The organism is Roseateles sp. P5_B10 (assembly GCF_056400485.1).
Window position 1 is genome coordinate 1 of record NZ_JBFULE010000160.1, and the last position, 8,704, is coordinate 8,704.

Genomic DNA, 8,704 nt, shown 5'->3' on the forward strand with positions numbered 1-8,704 from the left:
GAAGACACCACGCTGGAGATCTGGAACCGCAACCAGAACATCCTCGTCACCGGCTACTTCCTGGTCAGCCGCGGTGCCTTCCGCCTGATGAAGCAGCAGAAGATCGGCGGCAGCATGGTGTTCGTGGCCAGCAAGAACGGCCTCGTCGCGTCCGCCGGCGCCTCGGCCTATTGCACGGCCAAGGCGGCTGAGATCCACCTGGCCCGCTGCGTCGCGCTGGAAGGCGCGCCCATCGGCGTGCGCGTCAACGTCGTCAACCCCGACGCCGTCATCCGCGGCTCGCGCATCTGGGACGGCAAGTGGAAGGAAGAGCGCGCCGCGTCCAACAAGATCGAGACCGACAACATCGAAGAGTTCTACCGCCAGCGCAGCATGCTCAAGCTCAGCGTGCTGCCCGAGGACATCGCCGAGGCGGTGTACTTCATGGCAAGCGACAAGTCGGGCAAGAGCACGGGTAACGTCCTCAACGTTGACGCGGGCAACGCCGCCGCATTTACTCGTTGACACGGCGGCCAGGAGACAACCATGACAACCAACATCATCGACACGGCCCAGGTCGAGCAGCACAACGCCAGCCAGCGCACCACGCTGCAGGCCGACTACGACGCGCTCGGCGGCATGCTGTCCCGCCGCGGCGTGGACATCGAGGCGCTGAYGGCCACGGCCCAGACCTTCGCCGTGGCCCTGCCCAGCTGGGGCGTGGGCACCGGTGGCACGCGCTTCGCGCGCTTCCCCGGCAAGGGCGAGCCGCGTGACGTGACCGAGAAGCTGGAGGACTGCGCCGTCATCCACCAGCTGACGCGCGCCACGCCCACCGTGTCGCTGCACTTCCCCTGGGACAAGCCGAGCGATCCCAAGGCCCTGCGTCAGCAGGCCGACAGCCTGGGCCTCTCCTTTGACGCGGTGAACTCCAACACCTTCCAGGACCAGCCCGGCCAGGCCCACAGCTACAAGTACGGCAGCCTGACTGCACAAAGCCAGGCCGCCCGCGAGCAGGCCGTGGCACACAACATCGACTGCATCGAACTGGGCAAGACGCTGGGCTCCAAGGGACTGACCGTGTGGGTGGGCGACGGTGCCAATTTCCCCGGCCAGCACAACCTGCGCGGTTCACTGGAGCGCTATCTCGACAGCGCCAAGGGCATCTACGCCGCGCTGCCGGACGACTGGCTGATGTATATCGAGCACAAGYTGTTCGAGCCGGCCTTCTACTGCACCGTCATCGCCGACTGGGGCACCAGCTTCGCCGCGGCTAAAGAATTGGGCGACAAGGCCAAGTGCCTGGTGGACCTGGGCCACCACGCGCCCAACACCAACATCGAGATGATCGTGGCGCGCCTGGCGCAGTTCGGCAAGCTGGGCGGCTTCCACTTCAACGACAGCAAGTACGGCGACGACGACCTGGATTCGGGTTCCATCGACCCCTTCCAGCTCTTCCTTGTCTTCAACGAACTGGCCGACGCGGCCGCCCGCGACGGCGCAGCCTTCAAGCCCGCCTACATGCTGGACCAGTCGCACAACGTGACCGACCCCATCGAAAGCCTGATGAGCAGCGCCGTCGAAGTGCAGCGCGCCTTCGTGCAGGCCGCGCTGGTGGACCGCAAGGCGCTGGCGAACTTCCAGGAAGCCAACGACGCACTGCAATCCGCACAGTCGCTGAAGAAGGCCTTCCGCACCGACGTCAGCCCCATCCTCGCCATGGCCCGCCTGCGTGCCGGCGGCGCGATCGACCCGGTCGCGGCCTACCGCGCCAGCGGCTATCGCGAGAAGGCCGCCGTCAAGCGCCCGCCGAAGGCAGGCGCCAGCGGCTCGGGCATCGTTTGAGGTGAGCCCGCAGGACTTCGGCGCGCGCGGTGACGGCATCACGCTCGACACGCGGGCGCTGCAGGCCGCCATCGACGCCGCGGCGCTGCAGCGCACCGAGCTGCGCCTGCCACCCGGCATCTACCTGACGGGTTCGCTGTTCCTGAAAAGCGGCATGACGCTGCGGCTGGATCGCGGCGCCACGCTGCTGGGCTCGCGCAACCTGGCCGACTACCCACCGCTGGCCACTCGCGTTTCAGGCATCGAGATGCGCTGGCCGGCGGCGCTGGTCAACATCTACGGCGAGCATGACGTCGGCCTCGTTGGCGAAGGATGCATCGACGGCGATGGCCAGGTCTTCTGGGACAGCTACTGGGCCCTGCGCGCCAGCTACGAGCCGCGCGGCCTGCGCTGGGCGTCGGACTACGACGCACAGCGCCCTCGCCTGATCCAGGTCTTCGAGGCGGCCCGCATCCACATTGGCGACGGCTTGCTGCTGCGCCGTTCGGGCTTCTGGACGCTGCACCTCTGCTATTCGGAGGATGTCAGCGTCGACGCCATCACCATCCGCAACAACGACGGCGACGCACGCGGCCCGTCCACCGACGGCATCGACATCGACTCCTCCCGCCGCGTCACCATCCGCCGCGCCGACATCGCCGTCAACGACGACGCCCTGGTGCTGAAGGCCGGCCGCGACGCCGACGGCCTGCGCGTCGCGCGGCCCTGCGAAGACATCAGCATCAGCGACTGCATCGTCCGCGAGGGCGCCGCGGGCTTGACCTTCGGCAGCGAGACCTCGGGCGGTTTCCAGCGCATCACGGCGAGGCGCATCGAAGTGCATGCGCCGGTGCCGGTGGGCCTGCTGTTCAAGTCCGCACCCAGCCGCGGCGGCTTCATCGAGGGCGTGACGATCAGCGATCTCGTTCTGCACGAGGTACCCGCCGCGCTGCGCGTGACGATGAACTGGAACCCCGCCTTCAGCCGCGCCCGCATCCCCGCCGCCGAACGTGCCGGCGCACCCGCTCACTGGCTCAACCTCGCCACGCCGGTACCCGCTGAACGGGGTCGCGTCCGGGTGGACGGTGTGCGCATCGAGCGCCTCAAGGCGCGCGGCGCGGCAGTCGCCTTCGAGGTCGACGCCTATGCCGAGACGCCGCTGCGGGGCTTCCATTTCACGGGGCTGGATGTCGAGGCCCAACGCGGCGGCCATGTGCTGGACGCAGTGGACTGGCGCTTTGCGGACAGTCGCATGTCGCTTGGAGAGCCCATCGCCGTTGGCACAGACATCGAACTCGATGGCCTGAGCAGCGCCTGCTGGAGACATGATCCCGCCCTGCGCCGCCGCGACGTGTCGGCCCTGCCGATGGCGGAGCAGGACGTTCAATAAGAAGGAGACAAGCGATGAGCGACGAGACCCTGGCCTTCAAGATGCAGCTCAAGCCCGGCGTCGTGCCGGAGTACAAGCGCCGCCACGACGAGCTCTGGCCCGACCTGGCCGCGGCCCTGCGCGAAGCCGGCATCCATGACTACTGGATCTTCCTGGACGAAGCCACGCTGTCCCTCTTTGCCGTGCTCAAGCGCAAGCCAGGCACCGCCTTCGACGCCCTGCCCCAGCAGCCCGTCATGCGCCGCTGGTGGGACTACATGGCCGACCTGATGGAGGTCGAGCCCGACAACAAGCCGCGCCAGTGGCCGCTGCAGCCCCTCTTCCACTTCAATTGAAGGCAGGTCGTCATGCGCACCTGGATCACCCTCGCCCTGGCCTGGGCCCTCGCCCTACCGACGCTCGCCGCCGACTCGCTGCGCCCATCCCTGCTGCTGACGGCCCGCGCCGCCGACCAGGATCTGTCGGGCCGCTGGACCTATTCCAAGGACCTCTACCGGACGGGATTCACCGACATCAACGGCTGGCCCGCCAAGCCGCGCATGCAGCGCTTTCGGGATGTCGACGTGGCCGCGTCCGAGGCCAAGGGCGGCGCGGGCTTCTTCGAATACGACCTCGACCGCGCGCCGGCAATGGAGCTCCCCGGCGCCTGGAACTCCGCCGTTCCCGAGCTGCGCTACTTCGACGGACTGATGTGGTTCCAGCGCCGCTTCGATGCCCCCGTCAAGCCGGGTCGGCGCAGCTTCCTGCGCTTCGAGGCCGTGAACTACCGCAGCACCATCTTCCTGAATGGCCAGGAGGTCGGCAAGCATGAAGGCGGCTTCACACCCTTTGTCGTCGAGGTCACGCAGGCCCTGCGCGAGACCGGCAACCGCCTGGTCGTCGGCGTCGATTCCAAGCACGACGCCCAGACCATTCCGGCCGAGATCACCGACTGGGATCTGTATGGCGGCATCACGCGGCCGGTCAAGCTGTTCCAGACGCCCGCCACCTTCATCGACGACGCCACGCTGCGCCTGACCGAGGCCGGCCGCATCGTCGGCAGCCTGCAGCTCAACGGCCCGCAGCCGGCCAACCAGGCCGTGAGCCTGCGCATCGCCGCGTTGAACCTCACGCTGGCGGCCCGCACCGACGCGAACGGCGAAGCCCGCTTCGACACTGCCGCGCCGGCGGGGCTCAAGCGCTGGTCGCCCGAGTCGCCCACGCTCTACGACGTGGATTTCGAGGCTGGCGGTGACCGGGTTCGCGACCGCATGGGCTTTCGGACCATCGCCGTGCGCGGCAGCGACATCCTTTTGAACGGCCAGCCCATCACGCTGCGCGGCATCTCCATCCACGAGGAGGAGATCGGCCCCAACCCGGCTCGCCGCATTGACGAAGCCGCCGCGCGCCGCCTGCTCGGCGAGGTGAAGAATGGCCTGCACGGCAACTACGTGCGCCTGTCCCACTACCCCCACAACGAGACCATGCTGCGCGTGGCCGACGAGATCGGCCTGCTGGTCTGGAGCGAGATCCCCGTCTACTGGAGCATCGACTGGGATACGCCCGCCGTGCTGGACAAGGCCCGCCGCATGCAGGCCGAGACCATCTACCGCGACCGCAACCGCGCGGCGTTGATCCTGTGGAGCATTGGCAACGAGACGCCGGTGGCCGAGAACCGCACGCGCTTCCACACCGCCCTGGCCGAGACCGTGCGCGCTCTGGACGCCAGCCGCCTTGTCAGCGCGGCCCTGCTCGTCGAGCGCAAAGGTGACACCATCCATATCGCCGACCCGCTGCTGTCGCAACTCGACGTCATCGCCGTCAACACCTATGCCGGTTGGTATGGCGACGACACGCTGGACACGGTGCGCCGGCTGCGCTGGGATGTGCCTGCGGACAAGCCGCTACTGTTCTCCGAGTTCGGTGCGGACGCTTTCGCGGGCTTTCGCGACCCAGCCTTGAGACCGAAGTTCTCCGAGGACTACCAGGCCGACTACTACCGCGCCACGCTGGCGATGGCCGCCAAGGTGCCCACGCTGCGTGGCCTGTCACCTTGGGTGTTGAAGGACTTCCGCTCGCCGCGCCGCGAGCACCCGGTCTACCAGAACGGCTGGAACCGCAAGGGCCTGATCTCCGAGACCGGGCAGCGCAAGCTGGCGTTTGAGGTCCTGGCCGAGCATTACAAGGCGCAGGCGAAATGAAGCGATGGCTGGCCGCTCTCGCCTTGGCAGCGGCGGCACTGTCGGCCCAAGCCGCCCGCGAAACCTACAACTTCAACCCCGGCTGGCGCTTGCATGTCGGCGACGCGCCGGGCGCCGAAAGCACGACATTCGACGACGCCAGCTGGAAGCCCGTCACCCTGCCCCGCGCCTGGAATGAAGACGACGCCTTCGCCAAGGACATCGTCGACCACAGCACCGGCATCGCCTGGTACCGCAAGCGCTTCACGCTGCCCGCCGACGTCGCCACCCGCAAGGTCTTCATCGAGTTCGAAGGCGCCCGCCAGGCCGCCGAGGTCTGGGTCAACGGCCAGCGCATCGGCCTGCATGAGAACGGCGTCACCGCCTTCGGCTTCGACCTGAGCCAGGCCGTGAAACCCGGCGACAACCTCATCGCAGTGCGCACCGACAACCGCTGGGACTACCGCGAGCAGGCGACCAACCAGCGCTATCAGTGGGCTGACCGCAACTTCAACGCCAACTACGGTGGCCTGCCCAAGAACCTGCGGCTGCACCTCACCGACAGGCTCTACCAGACGCTGCCACTGCTCTCCAACCTCGGCACGACCGGCGTCTACATCTATGCCAAGGATTTCGACCAGAAGGCCGGCCGCGCGACCATCACGGCCGAAGCCCAGGTGCGCAACGAGCACGGCCGGCCGCGCCGCTTTGGTTATGAGGTGACGCTGCGCGAGCCGGGCGGCCGCGTCATCGCGACGTTCAGGGCGCCCACCCAAACCATTCCCGCCGGCGCCACCGCCACCGTCAGCGCCAAGGCGCTCGTGACCGGCCTGCAGTTCTGGAGCTGGGGCCACGGCGCCCTCTACGACGTGGAGACGACGCTTAGCACCGATGGCAAGCCCGTTGACCGTGTCGTCACGCGCACGGGCTTTCGCCAGACCGAGTTCACGCAAGGCATGGTCAAGCTCAACGGCCGTGTCATCCAGCTCAAAGGCTACGCCCAGCGCACCAGCAACGAGTGGCCGGCCATTGGACTCTCCGTACCCGCCTGGCTCAGCGACTACAGCAACGGCCAGATGCTGACCAGCAATGCCAACTTCGTGCGCTGGATGCACACGGCGCCGTGGAAGCAGGACGTGGAATCGCTGGACCGGCTCGGCTTGATGCAGGCCATGCCGGCGGGTGACTCCGAGGCTGACGTGACCGGCCGGCGCTGGGAGCAGCGCATGGAGGCCATGCGCGACGCCATCGTCTATTTCCGCAACAGCCCGAGCATCCTCATGTACGAGTCGGGCAACCGCGGCATCAGTGCCGAGCACATGCGCGAGGTGGCCGCACTGCGAGACCGTCTCGACCCGCACGGTGGCCGCGCCGCCGGCAGCCGCGAGATGCTGTCCCACGCCCTGCAAGACGTGGCCGAGTACGGCGGCGAAATGCTCTACGTCAACAAGAGCGCGCGACGGCCGATGTGGGCCATGGAGTATTCGCGCGACGAGGGTGCGCGCAAGTTCTGGGACGAGCTCTCGCCGCCTTTTCACCGCGACGGCGACGGCCCCGAGCACAAGGGCCAAAGCGCTGCGGCCTACAACCGCAACCAGGATTCCCACGCACTGGAAGACGTGCGCCGCTGGGTGGACTTCTGGCGCGAGCGCCCGGGCACCGGCACGCGCGTGTCGTCGGGCGGCGTCAACATCATCTTCAGCGACAGCAACAGCCACCACCGCGGCGCTGAGAACTACCGCCGCAGCGGCGAGGTGGATGCGATGCGCATTCCGAAGGAGGGCTTCTTCGCTCACCAGGTGATGTGGGACGGCTGGGTGGATGTGGAGAAGCCGCGCGTCCATCTGTTGGGCCATTGGAACTACGCGCCGGGCACGGTCAAGACGGTCACCGTCATCTCCAGCGCGCAGCGCGTGCAGCTGACGCTGAACGGCAAGGTCATCGGCACGGCCGAGGCCGCCGAACCCTTTGTCTTCCGCTTCGACAGCGTGCGCTTCGAACCCGGCGAACTGCGTGCCGTGGGCTTGGACAAGGACGGCAACACCGTCTGCGAGGACGTGCGCGTCACCGCCGGCGCGCCCGCCGCGCTGAAGCTGGCGGCTCGGACGCACCCGCAAGGCCTGCAGGCCGATGGCGCCGACCTGGCGCTGGTGCAGGTCGAAGTGGTGGACGCTGCCGGCAGACGCAACCCCATCGCGCTGGACACGGTGAGGTTCACGCTGGACGGCCCAGCCGAATGGCGCGGCGGCATTGCGCAGGGGCCGGGCAACTTCGTGCTGGCGCGCGAGCTGCCGGTGGAAGGCGGCGTCAACCGCGTGCTGGTGCGCAGCACGACCGACGCGGGCGTCATCCGGCTGCGCGCCGAGGCGCCCGGCCTGGCTCCGGCCACGCTGGAACTGCGTTCGCAGCCCGTGCCTGTCATCGGCGGCTTGAGCACCCGCTTCCCTGCGGACGGCCTGGCGCCGCAATCCACACGGGGAACAACGCCGGCCACACCTTCCTTCACGGCAAGCCGCCTGGCCGTTGCCATCGCGTCTGTCGAGGCCGATAGCGGCATGCCGGCCCAGGCCATTGACGATGACGAATCAACCGCTTGGATCAGCGAAGCCGGCAAGGGCACCATCCGCTTCAAGCTGGCCGAGCCGGCCACGCTGAACGAGATCACGCTCAAGCTCGGCGGCTGGCGCGAGCGGCGCTACCCGCTGCGCGTCAGTGTCGACGGCACTGAGGTCTGGCGCGGCCTGACCGAGCGCAGCCTGGGCTATGTGACGCTGCCGCTCAAGCCCCAGCGCGGCCAGACGGTCGGCATCGAGCTGGCCGGTGAGGCCGAAGGCGGCACGGAAACGGCGAACACCGAAGTCGCCAACCAGAAAATCGTCGACACCGGCGCCAGCCGCCTCGGCCGCGGCGTGCTGTCCATCGTCGAGGCCGAGTTCTACCGCCTGCCCTGAACCATGTCTGCTGCAAACCTCACCCGCCGCCAGCTGCTRACCACTGCACTGCTCGCCACGGCCCTGCCCGCCGGCGCCCAGCCCACATCCTGGCCCAACCCGTTGGTCCCCCAGCGCGCCGACCCGCAGATCCTGCGCCACGGCGATTGGGTCTACCTGATGGCCACGGTGCCCGAATACGACCGCCTGGAGCTGCGCCGCGCGCGCAGCATCGCTGGCCTCGCCACTGCCGAGCCGAAAGTGATCTGGCGCCGGCACGAGCAGGGCCCGATGAGCCACCACATCTGGGCGCCCGAGCTGCACTTCATCGACAACCGCTGGTTCATCTACTTCAGCGCCGGTGAAGCGAAGGAGCCGTGGAAGATCCGTCTGTGGGTGCTCGAGAACGCGTCGCCCGACCC

General features: G+C 68.2%; 7 protein-coding genes. All 7 read left to right on the forward strand.

Features of this window, described 5'->3' with window-relative positions:
* A partial coding sequence (locus tag AC1DU6_RS12460) for an SDR family oxidoreductase (RefSeq protein WP_477857508.1) occupies positions 1 to 504 on the forward strand: 504 nt, incomplete at its 5' end.
* A 21-nt stretch (positions 505 to 525) separates the two neighbouring features.
* Positions 526 to 1,824 carry an L-rhamnose catabolism isomerase gene (gene rhaI / locus AC1DU6_RS12465; RefSeq protein ID WP_477857510.1) on the forward strand — a complete coding sequence of 433 codons (1,299 nt, stop codon included), beginning with the start codon at positions 526 to 528 and terminating at the stop codon, positions 1,822 to 1,824.
* Position 1,825: 1 nt separating this feature from the next.
* The gene (locus tag AC1DU6_RS12470; protein ID WP_477857511.1) at positions 1,826 to 3,193 is read left to right on the forward strand and encodes a glycoside hydrolase family 28 protein; all 1,368 of its coding nucleotides are present in this window, start codon (positions 1,826 to 1,828) and stop codon (positions 3,191 to 3,193) included.
* Between the two features lie 14 nt (positions 3,194 to 3,207).
* Positions 3,208 to 3,528: an L-rhamnose mutarotase gene (locus AC1DU6_RS12475; protein WP_457323298.1), complete on the forward strand. Its 321-nt coding sequence runs from the start codon at positions 3,208 to 3,210 to the stop codon at positions 3,526 to 3,528.
* A gap of 12 nt (positions 3,529 to 3,540) precedes the next feature.
* A complete protein-coding gene (locus AC1DU6_RS12480; protein ID WP_477857514.1) occupies positions 3,541 to 5,373 on the forward strand; it encodes a glycoside hydrolase family 2 protein in 1,833 nt (610 codons plus the stop codon).
* Positions 5,370 to 8,303 (forward strand): glycoside hydrolase family 2 protein, encoded by a 2,934-nt coding sequence (locus AC1DU6_RS12485; protein ID WP_477857515.1) that lies wholly within the window; start codon positions 5,370 to 5,372, stop codon positions 8,301 to 8,303. The genes AC1DU6_RS12480 and AC1DU6_RS12485 overlap by 4 nt, the downstream gene beginning before the upstream one ends.
* A 3-nt stretch (positions 8,304 to 8,306) precedes the next feature.
* On the forward strand, positions 8,307 to 8,704 hold a 398-nt coding region (locus AC1DU6_RS12490), incomplete at its 3' end, for a family 43 glycosylhydrolase (RefSeq protein WP_477857516.1).

Bases quoted from the DNA above. Each gene is read 5' to 3' on its own strand.
- AC1DU6_RS12475 (WP_457323298.1), top strand. From the start codon at position 3,208: ATGAGCGACGAGACCCTGGCCTTCAAGATGCAGCTCAAGCCCGGCGTC.
- AC1DU6_RS12480 (WP_477857514.1), top strand. From the start codon at position 3,541: ATGCGCACCTGGATCACCCTCGCCCTGGCCTGGGCCCTCGCCCTACCG.
- AC1DU6_RS12485 (WP_477857515.1), top strand. From the start codon at position 5,370: ATGAAGCGATGGCTGGCCGCTCTCGCCTTGGCAGCGGCGGCACTGTCG.